We start from the raw sequence: 23629 nt of genomic DNA on the forward strand, positions 1-23629 counted from the left end.
GTATGGCTTATATAAAAAAACCGCTTAAAAAAGCGGTTTTTTTATTTTCACAAAAGGGCTAAATAATTATAGCTCGCCTTCGTTTTGAGATAGGTAAGCAGCAACACCTTCAGGGCTTGCATCCATACCTTTTTTACCTTCAGTCCAACCAGCTGGACATACTTCACCGTGCTCGCTATGGAATGCTAGTGCATCAACCATACGAAGCATTTCATCGATATTACGACCTAGTGGTAAATCATTCACTACTTGGTGACGTACATTACCCGCTTCATCGATAAGGAAAGAACCACGGAAAGCAACACCCGCTTCAGGATGCTCAACATCGTACGCTTGACAGATTTCGTGCTTAACGTCAGCTACAAGTGCATATTTAACTGGACCGATACCACCTTCGTTTACCGGAGTGTTACGCCATGCGTTATGAGAAAATTGTGAATCGATAGATACACCAATTACTTCAACGCCACGCTTTTGGAATTCCTCAAAACGCTTGTCAAAAGCAATTAGTTCAGATGGACAAACAAATGTGAAATCTAATGGGTAAAAGAAAATAACCGCTTTTTTACCTTTAATTGTTTCGTGAAGGTTGTAGCTATCAACAATCTCGCCATTACCAAGTACTGCTGCAGCTGTAAAATCAGGAGCCTGACGGCCAACTAATACACCCATTGTATTCTCCAATAAATTAAAATAATTATATCGATTAAGAGCTTCGCTCTTGTTGCTGTCATTGATATTGTGGCTAAAAACAAAAACCCAACCCCGAATTGAAAATTAAAACGAGATAACGACTTTTAGCACTGAATAAAAACAACATTCTGCTTTTTACTGTTTGATTTGAATTAATTAACATCAATATTCACACAGCAAAATTAACACGTATCCTACTGAGCAATATAATTAAAAGATAATCGTATTTTACGATGGGTATGATTGAAAAAATTGAATGGAATTAAAATACGCTATTAGAGGCTATTGATCTCGAACAAAATTCAACCTCCAAAGATCAGCAATCCCTAGGTTTATATTAAAAAGCCCTGCACTGCAGGGCTTTTTAATGAAGAGGTGATGAGTTAATCCATAATATTTTCAGGGATTGAATTACGTAACTCGTGCCAAATTTGGCCAGAATTCAAACCATATTTACGCATCAAGAAAATTGCTTCGTCAAACTTATTTTGCTCAGCTAATCCCATGAGGTCTTTATAAAATTTACGCGCAAGATCACGAGTTCTAATGTCTGAAAAATAATGCTGCGCGATTTTAGAGTACAAACCACGAAAGCCATTCAGTGTTAACACATAAATCGGATTTCCACATGCCGATGCTAACTCATGATGCATACGGTAGTCGTACTCTGCAAGTGCTTGCGGTGTATCGTCTATTTCTTCACTACGCTTTAAAATTTCAATCACTTTTTCTGGATTGTTTTTAATCGCGGCTCGTGTATAAATGGCACTAATATTTGTTCGCGCAGATAAAAGTTGATCAATTAGATCTGGCATCTTATCTTCATCTAATCTTGCCAACGTTTCGAGAATATTTAGACCTGACGTTTCCCAAAAATCATTTACTCGAGTGGGTTTACCATGTTGGATTGTTAACCAGCCATCTCTTGCTAAGCGCTGCAAAACTTCTCGCAAAGTGGTTCGTGTGACACCGATTAATTCTGAAAGCTCTCTTTCTGCAGGCAAAATAGAACCAGGAGGAAATTCACCATTCCAAATTGATTCAACAATATATTCTTCAGCAAATCCGGCAGGGCTTTTCGCTTTGAAAATTCTCATCAACATCCCACTTTAATAATTATACGCTACTTCATCAAAGACTGATTGTACCAGATGAGGCGTAACTAACAAGATAATGTAGCAACATATCGTGACTCAAATTTTAGCTAACAAAAGCACAAGCATATTCCTTTAAATGACACAGCGATTATTTTAATTGACCGTATTTATAATTTATTTTTACCCAATGAGTGTGCTTGCAATAAAGAAATAAGGAGCCCTCTCCCCCTTTATTTTTCAATGTTTAAGTTCTGGCTACATAATTTGTAACGCTTTGAGATCAGTCATGATGTTGTGCTTTATAAGAAATAATTGGATGACCCAGTGTTACATCGCGGCTTTTCTAGGTCTTATCTTAAACTCACTTCCAATCTAAGCGCTAAATATGGTTTAATCAACGCATTGAAAAGAGTCTCTACTAACAGGTTATTAATGAACTTTATTGCATCGCTTCCAACTTCTCGGGCGGCATGGTTAACGCTTGCAGCATCAGCTCTTGTACTCGAAATCTGTGCGTTATTTTTCCAGTACTTCTTAAATCTTGCGCCTTGCATCATGTGCATTTATCAACGCACAGCAGTACTTGGATTGGTATTTTGTGCGGTATCGGCCATCAACCCACAGCAAGTCTTACTCCGTGTGTTCGGCTATCTGTGCTGGGCTATTTCAGCTTTTTGGGGATGGAGTATTGCAAATGAGCATATTGCCATGCAGCAAAATACAAACCCTTTTGCTTTTAGCTGTGAAGTCGTGCCTAATTTCCCAAGTTTTATGCCTTTGCATCAATGGATACCGAGCTTTTTTGAAGCAACAGGAGATTGTGGTGAAATAAGCTGGTCTTTTTTAGGAATGAGTATGCCAGGTTGGATGCAAATAATTTTTGCAGTGTATAGTATTGCGTTCGTAGTCGTCTTATTGACGCGATTGCTCGTTAAAAAATCTGTTTAAGGAAAATTGATGATCTTTTTCACTTCAAGAAATATTCCTGAACTAAAAGGTTTAAAATATGCTGAACGAGCTGAAATCATCAAGCTCGCGCAAGGTAATTTAACCACTCCACAAAAAACAGTACTGAATATCATCAAATTACTTTTTCTCACGCCTCTATTTTTATTATTAGCCAACATAGAAAGTTGGTGGTTGTTACTGTATTTGTTTATCTTAGGGATAAGCTATCCTGTCGTCACGAACCCAATCACCTTCTATTTTATTAGGCACACTCTTAAAGATACCAAAGACGAGTATTTCCGCCTGATAAAGTAAATACCGATAAAAGGGCTGAAAACAGCCCTTTTTTGTTTAAAATCTGACTTTTCCTTCTAATTTCGCAATAGCCTTATCGCCTATTCCTTTCACGTTTTTCAACTCAGCAAGTGATGTGAATTCACCAAATTGGTCGCGATATGCAATTATTGCTGCAGCTTTAGATTTACCAACACCTGGTAACGCTTCAAGCTCCTTCGCACTGGCTTTATTTACGTTTATAAGCGCGTCTTGACTGACCGACACATCAGGATTGACTGCTATATTTTCTACAGCCATCACTGTAGGGCTAGACATAACTAATGCACTTATGATTAAAAATAGAGATGTCATAAACTTCATTGTATTTCCTCCTTGATGTCCACCATGGACTGACTATTAGCTCATTTAGCTAACATATTAACTAAAGAACATGACCTAAAATTTGTCAAAAATAAGTAATATGGAGAAATAGAAACGGCAAGTGTACAATTAGTTAGATCAGCTGAAGTTTTTCACTTGAAAAAAAACACCAATAAAGTTACTGTATAAAAAAACAGTACTCTTAGGAGAGAATCATGGCCGTAGTTGTCAAATATGTTGTAGAAAGAAATGGAGTAGAGCGGATGACTTTTACAAGTAAAAAAGATGCTGATGCTTATGACAAGATGCTCGATATTGCAGAGTCTTTAGAATCTATTTTATCAACTATCGATGTCCCCCTAAGTGAACAGCAAGTCGAATCACTCGCTTTAGAAATGGCGAAAGATAAAGATAATATTATTAATGCTTTAAAAGGTATGAGTAAAGCCCCAACTAAAACGGCAAAAAACAAGAGTGAGTCTTCTGCTAAAGTAGCTGATATAAAACAAGCAGGATAAAAGCGGGTTACCCCGCTTTTTTCATCTTTAATTTAAGACTTCTGCAACAGCCTTCGAGAAGTAATCAATATTGGCTTTGCTTATGCCTGCGACATTCACACGGCTCGAGCCAACAATATAAATGCCAAACTCTTTTTGTAAACGTTCTATTTGCTCTTTATTAATTCCTAAGAACGAGAACATACCGTGCTGGTGTTTTATAAATGAGAAATCTTGATCTGTTTCGGTATTCAATGCATCAACGATTAAGCTACGAAGACCATTGATACGATCTCGCATTTCTGCCAATTCTTCATGCCATAGAGCGGTTAATTCATTACTGCCTAAAATTGTATCGACAATTGCAGCACCGTGCGCTGGTGGCATAGAGTAAATACTACGTACGACACTTAACAACACTGAGTTTGCAATATCTGCTACTGCTGATGTATCCGAAATGATCGAACAAGCACCAATACGTTCTCTGTATAAACCAAAGTTTTTCGAACAAGAAGAACAAATAATTAACTCATCAACTTTATCTGCCAACAGACGTAAACCTGCGGCATCATCATCTAAGCCAGTACCGAACCCTTGATATGCAATATCAACCAAAGGTGTAAAGCCAACATCGGCAGCGATATCAGCAACAATTTCCCACTGCTCAAGATTTAAGTCCATACCACTTGGGTTATGACAACAAGCATGTAATAAAACAATGTCGCCTTTTGGCACTTGCTTTAAGGTCTCAATCATCTCATCAAATAGTAGCCCTTTATTTTCATAATCATAATAAGGGTATTCTTTGACTGTCAGACCTGCCGCTTCAAACAAACTAATATGGTTCGCCCAAGTAGGAGTGGTTACCCAAACTGTCGCATTTGGATTACAGCGTACAACAAATTCAGCTGCAACGCGTAACGCACCCGTTCCACCAGGCGCTTGCGCCGTTCGTACGCGATTAGCCAATAACGCACGATGCTCACCTAAAAGCTGCTGTTCAATCTTACTACAAAAACCAAGGTCACCTGCTAAGCCAATATATGACTTTGACGTCTCATTTTCTAAACGAAATGCTTCTGCTTTTTTGACAGCCTTAAGAACGGGTGTATTACCCAGCTCATCTTTATAGACGCCCACACCCAAATCAATTTTGTTTGGATTAGTATCTTGGCGATAAGCGGCCATTAAACCTAAAATAGGATCTGTTGGTAACGGTTTCAAAATCGAAAACATTGCTGGTATCTCTTTACTCGGGGTTAATAAAACACTAGCTTAACATAAAGTCATCTTTTGTAAGCTAGCTTTAAATGGATATTTATTCCTAAATAATTCAATTAGCAAACGGCTAATTAAGTAAATATTTGGGGATAACAAAACATGCTGCAATCAGCAATGCAAGTTGCTCATCATCAAAAAAATGCAACTTAAAGGCTTCTGCATCAATAATACCTAATAATTGATTATCGCCACTGAGTAATGGCAAACAAGACTCCGCAAGCACTTTAGGATCGCAAGTGTAATACTCACCTCCTTCAGTTAAATAGGTGGGTATATCATTGATAACTCGCGCACGTTTCGATAGCCCTACTTTGACGTTATTACTCAAAGCTGCAAACGTTTCATTTAATGGAAAGCATGCGCGACTTTCTGCGCCAAAATATGCAAGCTTAACTAATTGCTGTTGCGAGTCATGAGTTACTTTTTGATAGATTCCAAACCAATCTACTTGTGACTCCTTAACAACACAATCAACAATTGCTTGTAAACAGTTAAGACGTTCGAGGTTTTTATCGTCAGTAATATTTACTACCGAACTTAATTCAAAAGGTTCAGCTTGTAAGTGACCAAATAAGCTACAACTACCACCCTCGCCTAATTCTGGGACATAATAATTAAGTGGTGCTTTTGTATCTAATCCATGTTGAGCCAGATAAGTTTGAATCAGCTCGATTTTACTTTCGATTAAAGAAACAGGGCACTCAAGCCCTGCTGTTGATAAATATGAAGAGACCATTTAGCCATCAATCCATCTAAAAATAATGACTTGATACTATCATGGCAAAATGCGAAAAAGTAGCAATCACTTCGCTTAATTATTAATTAACTGATAACTAATCGTTATGATATTTCCAATCTCGTTATAAGTTACCTCTTTGGCAATTTCAGCCATCAACCCTACCCCTCTACCATGCTCATGGTCATCCTCAGAGCGACAAAAATGCGTTCCCCTTTTAAAGCCTTTTCCAGAGTCTTCCACTGTTAACTTTATTTCTTTTGAATGGGGTTCATAGGTTGCACTTAAATTTATTTCGCCACTTTCTAATGCTTCTAGCCGTTGTGTTCTTTGCTCATAAAACAACAGGAATCCATCTTCCTCATCTTTTAAGTGAGAGTCTAATTCTAATAAGCCATGATCAACAGCATTGTTATAAGCCTCTGATAGTAAAAGAAATAAATTCGACCTATGTTCTGATGCTCCTTCAATACTTGAGATTAGGTTCACCATTTGAATAACAGGATCGGTGGTTTTGAGTAATTTCGCATCAAGATTCAATGAAAACGAAACTGGTATATCACAATATATTCGCTCTCGAGGTTTTAAAAGTGGGCTAGGCTTGCAATGAAGCAGCGCTAAACTCAAATCATCTTGTTGAGCTATTTCTCCACTAAACTCTTTAACTGCATCAACAATCTCTAAAATACCTGCATGCTCAGAGCTTGCCATCACATCAAGCACTCTGTTTTCACCAAAATAATCATCATTTCGATCTGCAGCTTCAATAATGCCATCAGTGAAGACTAAAATTCGATCGGTATTGTCAACCTCAAAATGCACTATGTCTCGTTCAAATTCATGATCATCGAGTATCCCTAATGCCATATGTTGCGATTCAAGCACTCGTTTTACTTGGCCATTTTCATTGAGCACATAACAATCAGGCAAACCACCTAACCAAGCAGAAAAACTACGGCCACTGCCACTCAACTCAATAATTGTCGCGGCACAAAACATGTGCTCAGGAAGCAACTGCGTCAAGACCGTATTGAGCTCGGCTGCGATATCGCCCACAGAAAGCCCTTTGTGAGTCATCGTATAAAAAACTTTTGAAGTCGGTAGTGCACCAATTGCAGCGGCTAATCCATGTCCGGTGAAATCCCCAAGTAGCATATAAATGCCACCAACAGGACTCGGAGCGACTAAAAACAAGTCGCCATTAAACATGGATGCTGGAGACATGTGGTAATCAATCAAATCAGGAACAATTAGGCGTTCTTGTAGCGCGTTTGCAAAAATATGCTCTACAATTTCATGCTCTCTTTCTGTTTCATTTTGATGGTATTCGAGTAACTGATTTTGCTGGTAGGATTTCTTACTTAATTCTCTCGTACGACTGTGTGCTTTAATTTTGGCTGACAAAATGACTTTATCAAACGGCTTGTTTAAAAAGTCATCACCACCGACCTCCAAACAACGCTGCAAACTATTTTGATCATCAAGAGCGGTAATAAAAATAATCGGAAGATAAACATCTTGGGACAATTCCTTGATGAGTGGCGCAGTTTCATAGCCATCCATGACAGGCATCAGCACATCAAGCAAAACGATATCCGGTTGATAAATCGGGATCTTTTCTAATGCCAACTGGCCATTTTCAGCTGTCTCAACATCGTAACCTTCTGCATTGAGCATGAACGTTAAGAGCTTTCGATTTAATTGCTGATCATCGACGACTAAAATACGCATATTCAGTCGATATCAAATTTTTTATCGAAGCGTGAGATCTGTAATATTTTCTTAATTTGCGGCCGACAGTTAGCAATTTGTATCGCCGAGACACTCTCACCTAATGATTTTTTCATATTGAGTAACATGCCTAACGCTGAACTATCCATATAATCTGTTTCACGTAAATCAATGATCACTTTAGGTGTTTCATTGCCTATCTCAGCATAAGCCGAACGAAAAGCTTGAACTAGGTTAAAATCAAACTTCCCTTTTATTTGAATTGTAAAAACCTTACCATCAGATGAAAGACTCTTATTTAAGCTCATCCACTTCTCCTTAATATTAAAGCATTTTGGCATTTAACCTGATTAATGTTCTTATTAACTAAAGTCGTTAATAGCAAAATTATCAATACAATTAACTGGATTTCTTTCGCTTTTTTTCAACTATTCCAGTTAACTAGAGGGTAAAACTAATATTCATCTCTGTTTGCACCTATTCTGCTATGGTATTACTATCCACATATAAAATCGAAGATCAGAACTAAGTGACAGAAGGTAGTAATATGAGTGATTCTAATCTAGTTTATTCAACCGATGGCGGTCGAATAACACAAGCCGCTGAAAAAGCACCACTTGAAGTGAAGCTTTTCTCTGATGGTTTTATTCGAATAGAACGTCAAACTAAAGGTCGAAAAGGAAAAGGGGTGATGCTTGTTGTAGGGATTGATCCTGAAAAACATGATTTGAAGACTTTGGCTAAAACATTAAAAACTAAAATGGGTCAAGGTGGTTCACTTAAAGATGGCGTGATTGAAATCCAAGGTGATGATCGTGAAAAGCTCAAAATACTACTGCAAACAGCAGGGTTTAAAGTTAAATTAGCAGGAGGTTAAAATGATTGAACTCTCCCCATCAGATTTACATATATTGCTTGTTGAGCCTTCCTCAACGCAGCGTAAAGTAATCGCAAAAGAATTGAGCTTAGAAGGCATTACCAATATTGATTTTGCAGATACCATTATCGCATGTCTTGAGCAAATCAAACAAAGCACTCCAGACTTGGTTATCAGCGCACTTCATCTTGCTGATGGAAGCGCATTACAACTTCTTGAAGACATTAAAAATCATACTACCCTTGCCGGGTTACCTTTTATGCTCATTTCAAGTGAAACTAGAAAAGAGCAATTAGAACAGTTTAAGCAATCTGGTGTGATTGCGATATTGCCTAAACCATTTACAAGAGAAAACCTTGGGCGTGCCATCAATGCGACGTTGGATGTCTTAAGCCCGCAAGAATTGGAGTTGGATTTTTACGATGTGCACGATATACGCGTGTTAGTTGTCGATGATTCGCGTCTAGCTAGAAATCATATACGACGGGTACTCACCAATTTAGGTGTTCAGCACTTTGTTGAAGCAGAAGATGGCCAAGAAGCCATTGATATCTTACAGTCACAAATGTTCGACTTATTAGTCACTGATTTCAATATGCCACAAATTAATGGCAAGGAGCTCACTGAATATATTCGTAACAGCTCAGAACACTCCCATCTTCCTGTCTTGATGGTCACCTCTGAAGCAAACGATACACACTTATCGAATATTGCTCAATCAGGTGTAAATGCAATGTGTGACAAACCTTTCGAACCTCACACAGTTAAGCAACTGCTATATCAACTGCTAGACCAAGGCTAATGTTTTTTTAGCGCCAGTTGCTGGTATAACCCAGCAACATCTCCTTCCGCTAAAGGTGGGCTAAAGAAATACCCCTGCACAATGAAACAGTTATTATTTTTCAAAAACTCAATCTGCTCGATTGTTTCCACCCCTTCAGCCACTACATTTAAGTTCAACTTTTGCGCCATTGCGATGATCGCGGCGGTGATTTCCATATCATTACTATCTTGTGGGATATCTTTTACAAATGAACGATCTACTTTCAGAATATCAACAGGAAAACGTTTCAAATAACTAAGAGAAGAATAACCTGTACCAAAGTCATCGATAGACAATGATACGCCTAACATTTTGAGTTCATGCAACTGATTAATAGCAATCTCGACATCCCCCATCAACATGCTTTCTGTTAATTCTAGGTGAAGGCTACGAGGGTTAATCCCTGTTTTAATGATAATACTCGACAGCAAAGCTTTAAGATTGGAATCTTTAAATTGCCGTGCAGATAAGTTAATCGAAATATTGTTTCCTTTTCCTTGCTCATCGAGGCGTTTTGCAAATCGACAAGCCTCCCAGAGCACCCATTCTCCTAGCTCCACAATTAATCCTGTTGACTCTGCTATTGGAATAAATTTAACAGGTGAGATCATGCCTTGCGTGGGATGAAACCAGCGAATAAGCGCTTCAAAGCCAACCACTTCAAGAGTTTGGCAATCAACCTGAGGTTGATAAAACAACTCAAATTGTTGCTCTTTAATAGCAATACGTAACTCATTTTCTATCATCAAACGCTCTTTTGCCGCAGCATTAAGCTCTTGATTATAAAAGTGGTAGGTATTTCGTCCTTTTGCCTTTGCTTCATACATTGCTAAATCAGCATGTTTAAGCAATTGATCTTCTTCCGGACTATCATCAGGGGCCATGGTAATGCCAATACTGGCACTAATGATCACTTCATTACTGCCAAGTTTAATGGGTTGGCAGATTGTTTCTTGGATGGTCATCGCGACTTCGGCAGCTTTATGTTTGTCATCAATACCACTGAGTAACACAGCAAATTCATCGCCCCCTAAACGGGCCACTGTATCTTCTGCACGAAGCCTTTGCTTTAAGCGATTTGCAACTTGGAGTAAAAGCTGATCGCCAGCATCATGACCGAGGGTATCGTTTATGCGCTTAAATTCATCTAAGTCAAAATAAAACAACGCAAAGGCATAGTGGCCTCTTTCCGCTAACGCCATTGATTTACGTAACTGCATGCGAAAAAACGCTCGATTTGCTAACCCTGTTAATGTATCAAAATAAGCCAGCTGCTCCATTTTACGCTGACTTTCTTTAACAAATGAGATGTCCTGAGCAGAAGCAACATAACTTGAGATACTATTATCAGCTTCGCGAATTGGAGAGACACTTAATGACACCCAAATAGGCTGGTCATCAATACTCTTTAAAACCGTATCTCCTCGCCAGTGATGGCGAGAACGTATATCCATATCAATATCATCCAACAATATTTGCATATCGTTCGAAATGATACTGAGTAATGGTGAGCCTAAGAAATCTTCTTTTGCAAAGCCACTCATTTCAATCAGTTTGGGATTCACATATTCAATCTCAAAGTTAGCATTGGCAATCACCACACCACTTCCTGAGAACTCCACAGCTTTTGATAGCCTATTGGCCGCTTTTTCTGCCTGCTCTTTTTCTTCTATTCGCTGATTTAAACCATCAACTAATTTATTTATGTCGAGCGCCATCACTTGAAAAGCGCTATTTAACGAGCCGATCTCATCCTTATTCACTGCTGGAAATTGGGTGTTAAATTGGCCTTTACCAAAACTAGAGACTGATTGAACTAAAGTATAAATGCGCTTCAATACCAGCTGAAACAAAGCTTGGTGTAGCAATAATGCAACTAAAACAGCGTATAAAATAAATAAACCAAAAAACTTAATCTCTAATTCATCTAAAGCAGAGAGGGCCCGAGAACGCTTTTTATACACACCAACATACCAGCTAAGCGACTCAATTTTACGAATATTCACTAAATGCACTTCGCCATCTTCTATAAAATCATCTGATAAATCTTTAAAGTCCATGGCTACAACACTTTTTATTAAACCATTTAGTTCCTCTGCAATCTGGCTTGATGTCTCAAGTAACTCATTCATTTTACCTTCTTGCTGAAAAATTTGATGGTTCAGCTTTGGATGAGCCAGCACTTCACCCCGCTCATCAAAAACAAAAAACTGTTGTTCACGGTCTGATAAAGGAAAATTTTTGATTAAATTACTCAGTTCTAAGTCACTTCCGGTAACGCCGATAAACTCACCTTTTACATACAAAGGGACGATTAAACTTGTAACCCATTTGTGCCAAATATCATCGTAATAGACAGGTGTCCAAACCGCATCTCGGGAAGGATTGTTTTCGCTTGAAGCTACAGTGAAAAAGATATCATCAGAAAACTGGTGTTCGGCTTCAACCTGAAGTGCCCAGTTTGGAGGGGAAATCCGTATAAAGTTGTTTGTAGAAATAAAATAAAAATTGAAAAACTCTTCAGTCAGTGTTGGCGAAATTTGCTGCCAAAGCACTTCACTATTGTGAAATAAATTCTGGTACTGTTCATTAAACACTGTTTGCGGTAAAAATGCTGCCGACAAACCATCGGGCGCCGCACTACGCACACTCCCATCATCAACAAACGATAAAGGCGTAACTGGAATTTCTGCATTGGTTAGCCCTAAATCAAATAATTGTTTTTTAACAACTTGATTGGCTTTTTGCGCAATCGCTTCTTTATTGTGAATGACTCGGTTGAATTGATTTATAAAACTTTCGCTAGAGTGTTTTAGAGCATCATGCTCTTCAAAAATCAATTGTTTACGTTCGGACTTGAGCATGAATACCGCAGCACTGATCCCTGCAATTAAACAAATCGCAGAAATTAGAATTGATAATTTAATGCTTAATGAATGAATGCCAAAACGCGAAGGCAACTGACTGTATCCCAAAACAAAACCTTCCAAAAGTTAGTGCGTAATTGCGTTATTTAACCCTGTGAATATAAAAGAATATCACACTTAGTAACACCTTTTTTTACTATTTTGTTGCTTCATTTGATCCGTCTGTTAAAACCTACATTAATCAGTCAACAACTGAAAAGAAGTGTTGACTTTCACTACAAGTATTTTTACATTGAAGTCTATGAAACATATTACACGTATTTACTTTTTTAGCTTTTTTATGCACCACCAAAATTTTGGAGGCGATTCAGTCACGGCATAAACAAGTCAAATACGAATTCAAGCCTCCCACCCGGGAGGCTTTTTTTTTGCAACATTGGGAATGAGGAAAAAACCATGGCAAATGATGTACTCGATGCATTAAGAAAAGACATCAATGAAATAGATGCAGAGTTATTAGTACTGTTGGCAAAACGACGCAGGATCAGCCACTCAGTAGTTGAATACAAAATCGCTCACAATAAACCGATCCGCGATGAAGAGCGTGAGTTAATTGTGCTTGAGAAGTTAATTTCCTACGGTAAGTCACTCGGCTTAGATGGGTATTACGTAAACAATGTATTTCAAACCATTATTGAAGATTCCGTATTACACCAACAGGCCATGTTGCAGCAAAACCTCAATCCTGAGAGCTTAAATGAAACAAATCGTGTTGCTTACCTCGGCGGTCAAGGTTCATATAGTCAATTGGCTTGCCATAAATATTTTAGTCGCCGTCCGGGTCAAGTCATCGAGCTTGGATGCGATAGTTTCCAAAAAATCACCCAGCTAGTTGAAACCGGCCAAGCCGATTACGGGCTATTGCCAATAGAGAATACCTGCTCAGGGAGTATTAATGAGGTTTATGACCTCTTACAGCACGCGCAAGTCTCTATTGTTGGCGAGTTAACTCAATCAGTTGAGCACTGCCTCATCGCACAACCTGGCGTTGAACTGCAAGATATCACTAAAGTCTTTGGCCACCCTCAACCCTTTGCTCAATGTAGTCAATTTGTGCAAGGACTCGGTGATATGCAATTGTCCTACTGTGACTCAACCTCCAGTGCGATACAAGAAGCACTGAAAACCAAAAACAGTGCAGCTATAGCATCTGCTCAAGCAGGTAAAAACGCAGGATTAGAAGTCGTGAAATCAGCGGTGGCCAATCAACCCGATAACCACAGTCGTTTTATTGTTGTCGCTCGTAAAGCCATGCAAGTGTCTAAACAAATCCCAACAAAAACCACATTAATTATGGCAACCGCACAAAGTGCAGGAGCCTTAGCCGATGCGTTAATGATTTTCAAACAACAGCAGATCAACCTAGTTAAACTTGAATCTCGTCCTGTCCCTGGTAACCCTTGGGAAGAAGTATTTTACGTTGATTTAGAAGCGAATTTAGCACAAAGCAATGTCAAACGTGCATTGGAATCTTTGAAGGAAGTAACTGAGTATATTCGTATTCTTGGCTGCTACCCAAGTGAATCAATGAAAGCCGTCAAAGTTAATACCCCATCATCTCACGCCATAGAAAATTAACTTTCTTGAGGCTTAAAACAGATAAAACCGCAATAGAGCAAGCCTTTATTGCGGTTTTTTAAAACAAATCAGTTAATCAAGAACTTTAGCGTCATTTGCCTTATTAAGTAAGGCTTTACTCTGCTTTAAAAAATGTTCAGCTGAGTCTGAGAAAAAATGCTTCGCTTGGCTAAATGACTCTATTAAAGCCGTTTTATCGCCAGCCTTTAGTTTTGCAAGTGTTGCTTGATATGTATCTTGATAAGATGCCAGCAAAGGAGCAACATTATCAAATTGCGCCAGCATAATATCAGCATACAGTTCTGGGGATTGCGCAAATAATCTCCCGACCATCATTAGCTCCAATTGATAAATCGGCGACGAGCACGATTTTATTTCTTCTAAGCTATGAGGTTGTTTTGCTAAAAACTGCCCGTAGACAAACGTGGTTAAATGCCGCATAACCTGAACAATTTGCATCGCTTCATCATGTTTATCTGCTGGCATATCGACTAACTGACTTCCCCAAACCGCGAGCTGGGCAAGAAATTGGTGGGTTTTATCCCCTTCTCGACCGCGACAAACAACAATCGTTTGTTTGACCCAATGTTCAATGTCAGGACCAAACATCGGATGTAACCCAAGAACTTCGCCGGTATGAGCATGTAACATTAACAGGAGTGGTTTTTCTTTCACGCTGGTGATATCAACAAGCAAGCAATCTGGATCTAATGGGGGTAAAGCTGACACCACGTCACTGACGGCATTAATAGGAACAGAAATCAGCACAAGTTTTGCACCAGCTAGAATGTCTTCTTGCTCAGCGTGATTGGCTTTATCTAAAATCCTAACTTCGATTCCTGAACGTTGAAATTGTTTAGCAAATAGTTTACCCATCGCACCCTGACCACCCACGATGACTGCAGGAGATAAATCAGGTGCAACACAAGCAAGTTCAGATTGTTGATTTTGATAAGATTCTCGCATCATACGTCGCAAAATATCTTCAACTAAATCTGGGTTCACTCCTTGCTCTTGCGCTTGAATACGACGCGCTTCAATCAGCTGAGCCTCTCTGCTTGGCACATAAACAGGGGCGCCAAACTCTTTTTTTAATAACCCAACTTGTTCAGTCAAGCGATTACGCTTTGCCAGCATGGCCACTAATTGAGTATCGCAGAGATCGATTTCGTCTCTAAGGAGGGTTAATTGCGATTGAAGGTCGTCATTCATGTAAAGTATTCAGTACAGCAGTAAATAATATATTACAGATAGTAACAAGATTCTGATTCAAGTAAAACCCTAAAACAGAAGCTAAGTCGTTTTGACTAAATACTGATTGAGCAAATAACTCGCACTGGAACTTATGTGTAAAACACTCTAAACAGACTGTATGACAAATACCAGTTATGTTTGGTTTTATGGATGATAAAAACGAAACAGGCCGATGTTTTGCAACATCGGCCTGTTTTTGCATCTGAAAATCAGACGTATTAGTTAAGTTTTTCTCTAATACGTGCAGACTTACCAGAACGCTCACGTAGGTAGTAAAGCTTAGCACGACGAACTGCACCGCGACGCTTAACTTCTACGCTATCAACTAAAGGGCTGTGTGTTTGGAATACACGCTCAACACCTTCACCGTTCGAGATTTTACGAACTGTGAAAGATGAGTGTAGACCACGGTTACGCTTAGCGATTACCACACCTTCAAACGCCTGTAGACGCTCTTTAGCACCTTCTTTAACTCGTACTTTAACGTTAACCGTGTCACCAGGGCCAAACGCAGGTACGTCAGTTTTTAGTTGCTCATCTTCGAGCACTTTGATCAAATTTTGGTTTACTTTTGCCATTATATTTCTCACTTTCCTAGGTGTAACTGTCTTCTAGCCACAAACAGAGTTATGTTCTTGCTGAAACTCAGCAAGTAGCTCAGTCTGCTCCTCAGTCAGAGCTAGGTTATACAACAAGTCTGGACGTCTTAACCAAGTTCTCCCTAATGACTGCTTTAGCCGCCATTTCGCGATTGCTTGGTGGTTACCACTGAGTAATACAGTAGGAACTTGTTTACCATCCAATATTTCCGGCCGAGTATAATGAGGACAATCTAACAAGCCATCCGAAAATGAATCTTGCTCTGCTGACTGATTGTGTCCTAACACTCCAGGCACTAATCGAGCGACTGTGTCGATTAATGTCATTGCAGGTAGTTCACCACCACTCATTATAAAATCACCTATTGACCATTCTTCGTCAACGTACGATTCTATAATTCGCTCATCTATACCTTCATAGCGACCCGCTACGAGGATCAGCTTTTCTTGCGAGGCAAGTTCTGCCGCACCTTGCTGATCTAGTTTACGCCCTTGAGGGGACATATAAATTACTTTTGCACCTTCACCTGCAGCCGCTTTTGCTTGCGCAATCGCTTTTTGCAGTGGTTCAACCATCATTAACATTCCAGGCCCGCCACCATAGGGGCGGTCATCAACGGTACGATGCTTGTCTAAAGCATAATCCCGAGGATTCCAACAATGAAAATCAATTAAACCTTGTTTCACTGCCCGACCAGTCACGCCTTGCTTGGTAATTGCATCAAACATTTCTGGGAAAAGGCTTATCACCCCCACCCATAACTGCGATTTATCTACCATTAAAAGCTTGGATCCCAATCGACCGTAATCTCTCTGGCGTCCGCATCCACATTCTTAATAACTGAATCTGTTAAATATGGAATTAAACGTTCAGATTGACCAAAACCATCGTTACTATTTGCTTTCACAACTAGCACATCGTTTGATCCTGTCTCCATCAAGTCATCGACTGTCCCTAAGCTGTAACCTTTATCAGTTACAACAGACATACCGATGAGGTCTCGCCAATAGAATTCACCTTGCGGTAATTCTGGAAGTTGCGCTTCAACGACAGCGATTTCAGCGTTTGTATAAGCAACCGCTTGATCTCTATCATCTATATTCGCAAACTTGGCGATAAATCCTTTACTGTGACGACGCCAGTCGACCACTGCAAGGGATTGCCATTTACCTTGTTGACCTATCAACCATGGGCTGAAATCGAAAATCCCTACGGGATCATCAGTAAATGAATGTACCTTAAGCCAGCCCTTTATACCGTAAGGGGCTCCGAGCTTTCCTACTACTATTGAGGTGTTCTCTTGACTCATGGTTACACTTACGCCTATTAAGCCGCTTTACGAGCGTCTTTAACAATTTTAGCTACGCGATCTGTAAGAGATGCACCTTGACCTACCCAGTGTTCAACACGAGTTAAATCAACACGAATTTTCTCTTCCTGACCTTGAGCAATTGGATTAAAGAAACCAACTTTCTCGATGAAGCGACCGTCACGCGAGAAACGGCTATCCGCAACCACAATTTGATAGAAAGGACGCTTTTTAGCGCCACCACGTTGCAAACGAATAGTTACCATACCGTCCTCTAAATAGATTGACTGTTTTCATTAATATTAAACCCTCCTATTCGGAGAGCTGGAGAATTGTACGAATTTTTACTATTAATGCAAGCAAGAAGTGCGTTTTAAGGCAATTTTTATTGCGAAAATTGAACGAAGTACTGTTTTATATACAGTTTACTCACAGCGAATGTTCAGACTTTCCATAACAAAAAAGAGGCACAACGCCTCTTTTTTGTTTGAAGATACACTCTTTTAGAATTTTGGCCCACCCATCATGCCCGGAGGCATCATGTTTTTCATGCCGCGCATCATTTTCATCATGCCGCCTTTGCCTTTCATTTTCTTCATCATTTTTTGCATTTGGGTAAACTGTTTTAAAAGCTTGTTTACATCTTGCACTTGAGTGCCTGAGCCCGCCGCGATACGCTTTTTGCGTGAACCTTTGATGATTTCTGGACGGATACGCTCTTTCATCGTCATCGAGCTAATAATCGCTTCCATTTGTACAAACGATTTGTCACCCATCTGATCTTTAACTGAGTCAGGTAAATTTGCCATGCCAGGCAATTTATCGAGCATAGACATCATACCCCCCATATTTTTCATTTGCTTTAATTGATCAGCAAAATCTTCAAGGGTAAACCCATCGCCTTTAAGCACTTTGTTAGCAACTTTGGCAGCTTGCTCTTTATCCACTTTCATCTCGACTTCTTCGATTAATGAAAGTACGTCGCCCATGCCTAATATACGTGACGCGATCCGATCTGGGTGGAAAGGTTCAAGTGCATCGGTGCGCTCACCTACCCCCATAAACTTGATTGGTTTACCGGTAATATGACGAATAGATAATGCGGCACCGCCCCGTGCATCACCATCAGTTTTAGTTAAAATCACCCCTGTAAGTGGCAATGCTTCGTCAAATGCTTTGGCAGTATTGGCCGCATCTTGACCTGTCATGGAGTCAACAACAAACAGTGTTTCGATTGGCTTGACTGCGTGATGAAGCGCTTTAATTTCATCCATCATATCGCTATCAACGTGAAGTCGCCCTGCGGTATCTAGGATGACAACATCAATAAACTTACGTTTAGCATGATCAATTGCGCCGTTGGCGATATCTACAGGCTTTTGAGAAATATCACTTGGAAAAAAATCGACCTTGACTTCGGTCGCTAAAGTTTCAAGCTGTTTTATCGCCGCGGGGCGATAAACATCGGCACTCACCACTAATACTGACTTTTTCTTACGTTCAGTTAGAAACTTAGCAAGCTTTGCAACGCTGGTTGTTTTACCCGCCCCTTGCAAACCCGCCATCATGATAACAGCTGGCGGTTGGGCGTTTAGGTTGAGCTCTTCATTGGCTTCCCCCATCGCTTTTTCTAATTCTTGGCGTACAATTTTAACAAATACTTGGCCAGGGCTCAGACTTTTGGTGACTTCAGCACCAACAGCGCGCTCTTTTACGACTTTAACAAAGTCACGTACAACCGGTAACGCTACATCAGCTTCAAGCAATGCCATGCGTACTTCACGCAACGTGTCTTTAATATTCTCTTCAGTTAAGCGACCTCGGCCACTAATATTCTTTAGGGTTTTACCTAAACGTTCCTGTAAGTTTTCAAACATGCAAACTTATCCGCTAATGCTACAAAATTAAGGCGATTATACCTAAGAATCACAATTAGAAAACATCCACGAGAGAAGTTAAATGGATAATCTTTAACAATTAACGATATACACTATGCAAGTGGCCCCGCTTAAAATACAATAAGGATACAATTTGACCCTGTGGCACGCTTTGGTGTCCTGAAACGATTTAGCATGTTATTACTCAGTTTAACGTTTATTGCGTTTATTTTTTACAGTCTGGCCAGCATTCACGTTATGGGACGTTTGTTTCATAAAGAAGGCCCGAGCCAGAAGAAAACGATTCTTCTTAGTACGGTTGCGATACTCGCTCACATGACATTATTGGTTAATTCTGTTTTCACTGAAAGTGGTCAAGACCTCAGCTTCACTAATGTCGCATTGCTTATTTGTTGGATGATTGTTGTCTCTGTCACAACCGTTTCATTACGTTTTCCTGCAACCTTGTTACTGCCTGTAGTTTATGGCTTTGCGGCGACGTTACTGGTCGTGAGTTTATTTATCCCCCATCACATCGTATTGCAAACCATTGATATCAATGTTGGTTTAGTAACACATGTCTCACTGTCATTTTTAGCCTATTGTGTGTTGATCATCGCAACCTTGTATGCCGTGCAGTTTTATTTCATTAACAAACGATTGAAACAAAAAGATCTTTCGATTGTTTATAGTCATCTTCCGCCGCTGATGCTCGTTGAAAAACAACTCTATCAATTAGTTACTGTGGGTACAGTTTTATTAACTAGCGCCTTAATATCCGGCTTTGTGTTTTCCGAAAATATGTTTGAAAAAGCATTTATTCATAAAACCATCTTATCTCTGATTGCTTGGGTAATATTTGCCACAGTCGTCTTTGGGCATCACTTGAAAGGTTGGCGAGGTAAAGGGACTGTCATTACTATTATTAGTGCCGCAACCGTGCTGACTCTTGCGTATTTTGGCAGTCGTTTTGTCAAAGAAATCCTCCTTGGTCAGTTTTAACTTGACTCAAGCATTAAGCTAAGCCTTAATAACCATCCCTAATCGTTGAAGGAAAATTTTAGTTGGACGACATATCTACCAGTACCTTATTTATTATCTTGACAATTTTGGTGCTAATTTCAGGTTATTTTTCAAGTTCTGAAACTGGCATGATGTCTCTTAATCGCTATCGATTAAAACATCTTGAAAAAGAAAATCATAAAGGTGCGTTGCGTGTCAGCGCCTTACTTAAACGCCCTGATCGTCTTATCGGTTTAATCTTAATCGGTAATAATTTAGTGAACATTGCCGCATCAGCAGTTGCTACAATTATTGGTATGCGCTTATATGGCGATGTGGGAATTGCTATTGCGACGTTTGCCTTAACATTTATTATCCTTATTTTTGCTGAAGTCACACCAAAAACACTGGCTGCCATTTACCCAGAAAAAATTGCATTTCCGAGCTCCATCATTCTTAAAGTGTTACTCAAGCTTTTATACCCGTTAGTCGTGGTAATCAACTTAATTACCAATGGTCTTCTAAAGCTATTCGGTATTAGTCACAAAGACATTGAAGAACACAGTTTAAGTACTGAAGAATTGCGTACCGTTGTTTATGAGTCTGGCTCACTCATTCCTGAACACCATCAAAATATGTTGATGTCTATTTTAGATCTCGAACAGGTGACGGTTGAAGATGTCATGATCCCGAGAAATGAAATCATTGCAATTGATATCAACGATGAGTGGAAGTCAATTATGAGACAGCTCACTCATGTTCAGCACACCCGTGTGCTACTTTATCGTGATCAAATAGATGATGCAGTTGGCTTTATCCATGCCCGTGATGCACTTCGTTTATTAACCAAAGAACAATTTACTAAAGCCACGCTATTGCGCGCTGTTCGTGAGATTTATTACATCCCTGAAGGCACATCATTAAACACGCAATTGCTGAAGTTTCAACAAAGTAAAGAACGCATTGGTCTGGTTGTTGATGAATATGGTGATATTCAAGGTTTAGTAACTTTAGAAGACATTTTAGAAGAAGTGGTCGGCGACTTTACAACCACCATGGCTCGCTCTGTCAGCGAAGAAGTTCACCTGCAGCCTGATGGCTCTTATTTAGTCGATGGTGGTGCAAATATTCGTGACATCAACAAAGAAATGAGTTGGGAGTTTCCTATCGATGGCCCTAAAACATTCAGCGGTTTAATTGTTGAGTTTTTAGAAGAAATCCCAGAAGCAAATGTGGGACTTCGCATTGCTGGTTACCCTATCGAAATTGTTGAAGTAAAAGAAAACATGATCAAAACAGCACGAGTGCTGCCAGAACATAAAACTGGCTAATATTACCCGTTTGCCTATCATAAAAAAGCTTCCTTATTTGGAAGCTTTTTTATTTAACAAGAAAAATAGCTGAATAGTACAGAATCGCTTTCGGCATTTTCAGCCGCCTTTTATTAAGTAAATAACCTCATAAACCATCCTTTTTCTAATTCGGCTTCACACTTTTTTAATTGCGCTGAATACTGACTTGCCCGACGTTTTACTTTATGCGAGGTATTCATCAACCATTTCTTGGATTTATAAGAGCCTCTTTTATACCCGCCCCACCCTTCATGGTAATTGAGGTATTGCGCATAAGCATCCCACTTTGATATCCCATTCACTTTATGGGTTTTATAAACAAACCACCCCATAAAATCGACAGCATCATCAAAATCATCACGATCAGCCCCACTGTTACCAGATTCGCGAACATAATCTTGCCATGTTGGCGTCTTGGCTTGCGAGTAGCCATAGGCAGAACTCGCTCGACCTATCGGAATAAAACCAAGGAAATACTCCATTGGTGGCTGTGCATCATGTTTAAACGAGCTTTCTTGAAACATCATGCTCATTAACACATGCTTAGGGGCTCCCCACTTTTCTTGTGAATCTTTTGCGGCATAGTACCAATCTCTTTTTTCGGTAAAAATATCACAAATATCATGGGGGTTTTCTGGCGGTGCTGTCGCACAAGCACTTAATAAACTCGCACACGAAATAATTAAAATTTTTGTCTTCATTTTATGAACTTTTTAAAATAACGGCAGTCTGAGTCTATGAATGCTTTAATTAGCGTTGTTTTCATCCCTGAAGAATCCCTTTACGCAGCTCACTGAGCTGCGTTTTTTTATGCCTTAAAATAATCGGCCAAGAATGCATTAAAGTCGAGCGTATCGCTTTGTTCAATCTGCAGACGTTGCTGATCAGATTCTTGTGCCATTTGCTCAAATTCAGCTTCAGAATAAACACTGTAATCAGACTCTGAAAAATATGCTTTATATCGCTTGGCAAGCTCAAAGGCAAAATGGCCATTATCTAAACCAGAATTAAGCACCTGTTGCATATATTGGCCTGAGTAGGTTTGTTCGGGATCAGCGATGGCTTTTTGTAGAGATTCAATTACCGCCACATAATGTGTTTCATTATGTGCATCATCAAGGTAACGCGCGACTGCGAGCAAATCGGTAAACAATGTTTGCCCCCATTGTTGTAGCGAAATTGACTCTCCATCTTGGGCTAAACAAAGTTTAGGATCACGCCCAGCATTGACGACCGCACTTAAATTTTCTTGCGTTTCTTGCTGCTGTTGTGCTGACATATCAGGAGAAGGCATCAACGCACAATATGTGATAAAGACATCAAGAAAATACACTTGCTCTAAGCTGATCCCAACCGGTGAAAATGGGTTTACATCCAATGCACGTACTTCTATATACTCAATACCACCGCGTGCTAATGCTTCCGTGGGTTTTTCACCTGGTGCGGTATTTCTTTTTGGTCGAATGGGTGAGTAAAATTCGTTTTCAATTTGTAAAATATTATGATTAAGCTGTTTTAACCGTCCATCAGGATAAGTACCAATGTTACGGTACAGATCGGATTCCGTCGTAATTGCGCTCTTAAGGCCGCTGATATACTGATCTAAGTTATTGTAAGTAACATTTAACGCCGATTGAGCGCTGTTCGTATAACCCAAATCACCTAAACGCAAAGCTGTACCATAAGGTAAATACAGACTGCCTTTACCAAAAGATTCGAATGGTAGTTTTGTCTCTCGCCCTTGTAGAAACGAGCTACATAAAGCTGGCGATGCGCCAAAAAGGTAACTAATTAACCACAAGTTTCGCTTAAAGTTTCTGATCACACCTAAATATGCATCTGAAATAAATGTTTGTTTAGGCTGTGTATTTTGACGAATCATTTGTAAAGTTTGCCAAAATGATTCTGGTAATGAAATATTAAAATGCACTCCAGCAATCGCTTGCATCATACTACCGTAACGGTTTTTTAGCCCTTCACGGTAAAGTGTTTTCATTTGTGCAGTGTTAGAAGTGCCGTACTGCGCTAAGGCAATCTCATCTTGATGTTTAATAAAACAAGGCATACTGATCGGCCATAAAATTTCATCGCCAATGTGGGCTAAAGTGAACTTATGGATGTCTTCTAACTGTTTAATTGTAAGCTCTGCATCAGATTGCGCAGGAGTAATAAACTCGAGTAATGCTTCAGAGAAATCAGTGGTAATTGAAGGATGAGTTAATGGACTGCCTAATGCAGCTGCGTGTTGCTTTGCTGATAGACGTCCTTGTTCGGTGATTCTGAGAGTTTCTCGCTCAATACCACGCTTTATGCCAACAATGGCCGAACGATTAGCAGGCAAACTAAGCGCCTGCAATGTTGATTTAAATTGCTGATTCGTCAAAATTGAT

The 23629-nt window shown here is 39.6% G+C and carries 24 protein-coding genes and 1 other annotated feature; of the genes, 8 read left to right on the forward strand and 16 right to left on the reverse strand.

Annotated elements, in window-relative coordinates; genetic code table 11:
• Positions 1-66: 66 nt before the first annotated feature.
• Positions 67-672 carry a peroxiredoxin C gene (locus PULV_RS04025; protein WP_086742835.1) on the reverse strand — a complete coding sequence of 202 codons (606 nt, stop codon included), beginning with the start codon at positions 670-672 and terminating at the stop codon, positions 67-69.
• A 404-nt stretch (positions 673-1076) separates the two neighbouring features.
• Positions 1077-1790: a fatty acid metabolism transcriptional regulator FadR gene (fadR, locus tag PULV_RS04030; protein ID WP_086742834.1), complete on the reverse strand. Its 714-nt coding sequence runs from the start codon at positions 1788-1790 to the stop codon at positions 1077-1079.
• Positions 1791-2222: 432 nt separating this feature from the next.
• Between fadR and dsbB the strand changes: the two genes are divergently transcribed.
• Both dsbB and PULV_RS04040 read left to right on the forward strand, forming a co-directional pair.
• The gene (dsbB, locus tag PULV_RS04035; RefSeq protein WP_086742833.1) at positions 2223-2738 is read left to right on the forward strand and encodes a disulfide bond formation protein DsbB; all 516 of its coding nucleotides are present in this window, start codon (positions 2223-2225) and stop codon (positions 2736-2738) included.
• A 9-nt stretch (positions 2739-2747) separates the two neighbouring features.
• Positions 2748-3053: a DUF6170 family protein gene (locus PULV_RS04040; protein WP_227009347.1), complete on the forward strand. Its 306-nt coding sequence runs from the start codon at positions 2748-2750 to the stop codon at positions 3051-3053.
• A 36-nt stretch (positions 3054-3089) separates the two neighbouring features.
• On the opposite strand, the gene PULV_RS04045 is transcribed toward PULV_RS04040, so the two are convergent.
• Complete coding sequence (locus PULV_RS04045; RefSeq protein WP_086742832.1) at positions 3090-3395, reverse strand: ComEA family DNA-binding protein; 306 nt, start codon at positions 3393-3395, stop codon at positions 3090-3092.
• 215 nt (positions 3396-3610) lie between these two features.
• On the opposite strand from PULV_RS04045, the gene PULV_RS04050 reads away from it, so the two are divergent.
• Positions 3611-3913: a YebG family protein gene (locus tag PULV_RS04050; RefSeq protein WP_086742831.1), complete on the forward strand. Its 303-nt coding sequence runs from the start codon at positions 3611-3613 to the stop codon at positions 3911-3913.
• A 27-nt stretch (positions 3914-3940) separates the two neighbouring features.
• Here PULV_RS04050 and PULV_RS04055 read toward each other — a convergent pair whose 3' ends face one another.
• The 4 genes from PULV_RS04055 to PULV_RS04070 all read right to left on the reverse strand — a co-directional run bounded on the left by PULV_RS04055 (position 3941) and on the right by PULV_RS04070 (position 7948).
• Positions 3941-5128 carry an amino acid aminotransferase gene (locus PULV_RS04055; RefSeq protein WP_193330982.1) on the reverse strand — a complete coding sequence of 396 codons (1188 nt, stop codon included), beginning with the start codon at positions 5126-5128 and terminating at the stop codon, positions 3941-3943.
• 112 nt (positions 5129-5240) lie between these two features.
• Positions 5241-5909 carry a GAF domain-containing protein gene (locus PULV_RS04060; RefSeq protein ID WP_193330983.1) on the reverse strand — a complete coding sequence of 223 codons (669 nt, stop codon included), beginning with the start codon at positions 5907-5909 and terminating at the stop codon, positions 5241-5243.
• Positions 5910-5984: 75 nt separating this feature from the next.
• Positions 5985-7640 carry an ATP-binding SpoIIE family protein phosphatase gene (locus PULV_RS04065; RefSeq protein ID WP_086742828.1) on the reverse strand — a complete coding sequence of 552 codons (1656 nt, stop codon included), beginning with the start codon at positions 7638-7640 and terminating at the stop codon, positions 5985-5987.
• A gap of 2 nt (positions 7641-7642) precedes the next feature.
• Complete coding sequence (locus PULV_RS04070) at positions 7643-7948, reverse strand: STAS domain-containing protein (RefSeq protein ID WP_086742827.1); 306 nt, start codon at positions 7946-7948, stop codon at positions 7643-7645.
• 239 nt (positions 7949-8187) lie between these two features.
• Between PULV_RS04070 and PULV_RS04075 the strand changes: the two genes are divergently transcribed.
• Together PULV_RS04075 and PULV_RS04080 are read left to right on the forward strand one after the other, a co-directional pair.
• Positions 8188-8517: an SUI1 family translation initiation factor gene (locus PULV_RS04075; RefSeq protein ID WP_086742826.1), complete on the forward strand. Its 330-nt coding sequence runs from the start codon at positions 8188-8190 to the stop codon at positions 8515-8517.
• Position 8518: 1 nt separating this feature from the next.
• On the forward strand, positions 8519-9319 hold the full coding sequence (locus PULV_RS04080; protein WP_086742825.1) for a response regulator: 801 nt from the start codon (positions 8519-8521) through the stop codon (positions 9317-9319).
• Here the strand turns inward: PULV_RS04080 and PULV_RS04085 are convergent.
• Complete coding sequence (locus tag PULV_RS04085) at positions 9316-12315, reverse strand: bifunctional diguanylate cyclase/phosphodiesterase (protein ID WP_086743202.1); 3000 nt, start codon at positions 12313-12315, stop codon at positions 9316-9318. The two genes, PULV_RS04080 and PULV_RS04085, sit on opposite strands and share 4 nt — an antisense overlap.
• A gap of 199 nt (positions 12316-12514) precedes the next feature.
• Positions 12515-12637 (forward strand) — a sequence feature (Phe leader region).
• 26 nt (positions 12638-12663) lie between these two features.
• Here PULV_RS04085 and PULV_RS04090 point away from each other — a divergent pair.
• Positions 12664-13845: a chorismate mutase gene (locus PULV_RS04090; protein WP_086742824.1), complete on the forward strand. Its 1182-nt coding sequence runs from the start codon at positions 12664-12666 to the stop codon at positions 13843-13845.
• Between the two features lie 72 nt (positions 13846-13917).
• Here PULV_RS04090 and tyrA read toward each other — a convergent pair whose 3' ends face one another.
• From tyrA to ffh, 6 genes are all read right to left on the reverse strand, one after another.
• Complete coding sequence (gene tyrA, locus PULV_RS04095) at positions 13918-15057, reverse strand: bifunctional chorismate mutase/prephenate dehydrogenase (protein WP_193330984.1); 1140 nt, start codon at positions 15055-15057, stop codon at positions 13918-13920.
• Positions 15058-15317: 260 nt separating this feature from the next.
• Positions 15318-15677: a 50S ribosomal protein L19 gene (gene rplS, locus PULV_RS04100; protein WP_086742822.1), complete on the reverse strand. Its 360-nt coding sequence runs from the start codon at positions 15675-15677 to the stop codon at positions 15318-15320.
• A 33-nt stretch (positions 15678-15710) separates the two neighbouring features.
• Complete coding sequence (gene trmD, locus PULV_RS04105) at positions 15711-16478, reverse strand: tRNA (guanosine(37)-N1)-methyltransferase TrmD (protein WP_086742821.1); 768 nt, start codon at positions 16476-16478, stop codon at positions 15711-15713.
• The gene (gene rimM, locus PULV_RS04110) at positions 16478-17008 is read right to left on the reverse strand and encodes a ribosome maturation factor RimM (protein ID WP_086742820.1); all 531 of its coding nucleotides are present in this window, start codon (positions 17006-17008) and stop codon (positions 16478-16480) included. Before rimM ends, trmD begins: the two co-directional genes overlap by 1 nt.
• A 17-nt stretch (positions 17009-17025) precedes the next feature.
• Positions 17026-17274: a 30S ribosomal protein S16 gene (gene rpsP, locus PULV_RS04115; RefSeq protein WP_009838798.1), complete on the reverse strand. Its 249-nt coding sequence runs from the start codon at positions 17272-17274 to the stop codon at positions 17026-17028.
• 237 nt (positions 17275-17511) lie between these two features.
• The gene (gene ffh / locus PULV_RS04120; RefSeq protein ID WP_086742819.1) at positions 17512-18885 is read right to left on the reverse strand and encodes a signal recognition particle protein; all 1374 of its coding nucleotides are present in this window, start codon (positions 18883-18885) and stop codon (positions 17512-17514) included.
• Between the two features lie 195 nt (positions 18886-19080).
• On the opposite strand from ffh, the gene PULV_RS04125 reads away from it, so the two are divergent.
• Both PULV_RS04125 and PULV_RS04130 read left to right on the forward strand, forming a co-directional pair.
• A complete protein-coding gene (locus tag PULV_RS04125; RefSeq protein WP_086743201.1) occupies positions 19081-19887 on the forward strand; it encodes a cytochrome C assembly family protein in 807 nt (268 codons plus the stop codon).
• Between the two features lie 62 nt (positions 19888-19949).
• The gene (locus PULV_RS04130; RefSeq protein WP_193330985.1) at positions 19950-21218 is read left to right on the forward strand and encodes an HlyC/CorC family transporter; all 1269 of its coding nucleotides are present in this window, start codon (positions 19950-19952) and stop codon (positions 21216-21218) included.
• Positions 21219-21331: 113 nt separating this feature from the next.
• On the opposite strand, the gene PULV_RS04135 is transcribed toward PULV_RS04130, so the two are convergent.
• Positions 21332-21940 carry a transglycosylase SLT domain-containing protein gene (locus tag PULV_RS04135; RefSeq protein WP_086742817.1) on the reverse strand — a complete coding sequence of 203 codons (609 nt, stop codon included), beginning with the start codon at positions 21938-21940 and terminating at the stop codon, positions 21332-21334.
• Positions 21941-22047: 107 nt separating this feature from the next.
• Positions 22048-23622, reverse strand: a complete 1575-nt coding sequence (gene gshA, locus PULV_RS04140) for a glutamate--cysteine ligase (protein ID WP_193330986.1) — start codon at positions 23620-23622, stop codon at positions 22048-22050.
• Between the last annotated feature and the right edge of the window lie 7 nt (positions 23623-23629).

It is taken from the genome of Pseudoalteromonas ulvae UL12 (genome assembly GCF_014925405.1).
Lineage (GTDB): Bacteria > Pseudomonadota > Gammaproteobacteria > Enterobacterales > Alteromonadaceae > Pseudoalteromonas > Pseudoalteromonas ulvae.